Raw genomic sequence first — 1,246 nt, forward strand, 5'->3', positions numbered from 1 at the left:
GGGGATTTCCCCCTGGAGATAAGGAGACCATCATGGCGACGATCAAGCTGATAGGCATTGACCTGGGTAAGCGCTGTTTTCATCTTCACGGTCAAGATGAGAGCGGCCGGCAAGTACTGCGCAAGAAGCTTACTCGCGAGCAGATGTTTGAGTTGTTGAGCAACACCCCGGTCTGCACGGTTGTCATGGAGGCGTGTGCGGGCTCGCACTGGGTGGCCCGACGCGTCCAGGCGTTAGGCCACCAGGCCAAGCTGATTGCGCCGCAGTTTGTAAAGCCCTTTGTTCAAGGCAACAAGAACGACTTTGCCGATGCCCAGGCTATTTGTGAGGCGGCAGCTCGCCCCAGCATGCGGTTTGTCAGTGCCCGCAATGAGACGCAACAGACGATCTCGATGCTGCATCGCACGCGTGAGTCCCTGGTTCGGGACCGCACCGCCACGATTAACCAGATCCATGCTTTTTTGTTGGAGTTTGGCATCAGTTTGCCTAAAGGGCCGGCGATCATCGGCAGGCTGGCTGCAGTGCTGGCTCAGCAGGAGGGTTGTTTGCCGCCGCGGCTGCTAAGGTTGTTAGAGCGGTTGCAAGCTCACTTCAAGTACCTGGACGATCAGGTCGCCCAGCTGGAGCGTGAACTGATGGCCCAATTGCGTGAGGACGAGCGTAGCCAGCGGTTGTTGCAGATCCCGGGAATTGGCCCGATCACGGCCAGCGCCTTGGTGACCCAGTTGGGCGATGCGCGCCAGTTTGGCTCGGCCAAGCAGTTTGCCGCCTCGGTCGGGCTGGTACCGCGCCAGTACAGTACGGGAGGCAAGCCTACGTTGCTGGGCATCAGCAAACGAGGCGACAAGCACCTCAGGGGCTTGCTGGTGCAGTGCGCGCGGGTGTTGATGCAGCGCATCACCCAGCGTACCGATGCCTTGGGGCAATGGGTCAGGGGCCTGTTGGCGCGGCGTCATAGCAACGTGGTGGCCTGTGCGCTGGCCAATAAATTGGCCAGAATAGCCTGGGCTATTCTGGCCAGAGGCACGCATTATCAGAGCAGCCAGGCTGTGAGCGCAGCCTGATCAGCCTACCGATTTACGCAGTTACTTTTAACGCAGTACTTCCTGGTTTTGCGACGCGAGATACGTGAAGACATAAACGGCTCAACGGCCGGGCAGGAAACCTGAGCTTAAGAAAAGCGCATCGACGCTGATTGAGTTCTTAGGCTTGCCCGGCGCGGCTCTCATCATGGAGCGGGGATGGA

1 protein-coding gene is annotated in these 1,246 nt (G+C 59.1%); it reads left to right on the forward strand.

Annotated elements, in window-relative coordinates; translation table 11 throughout:
* Nucleotides 1-32: 32 nt before the first annotated feature.
* Nucleotides 33-1,064: an IS110 family RNA-guided transposase gene (locus CSC67_RS21150; protein WP_118996437.1), complete on the forward strand. Its 1,032-nt coding sequence runs from the start codon at nucleotides 33-35 to the stop codon at nucleotides 1,062-1,064.
* Nucleotides 1,065-1,246 lie beyond the last annotated feature (182 nt).

Origin of the sequence: Pusillimonas caeni (genome assembly GCF_003545815.1) — a bacterium.
Taxonomy (GTDB): Bacteria; Pseudomonadota; Gammaproteobacteria; order Burkholderiales; family Burkholderiaceae_B; genus Pusillimonas; species Pusillimonas caeni.

Coding starts and splice junctions, on each gene's coding strand:
- CSC67_RS21150 (WP_118996437.1), top strand. CDS start 33: ATGGCGACGATCAAGCTGATAGGCATTGACCTGGGTAAGCGCTGTTTT.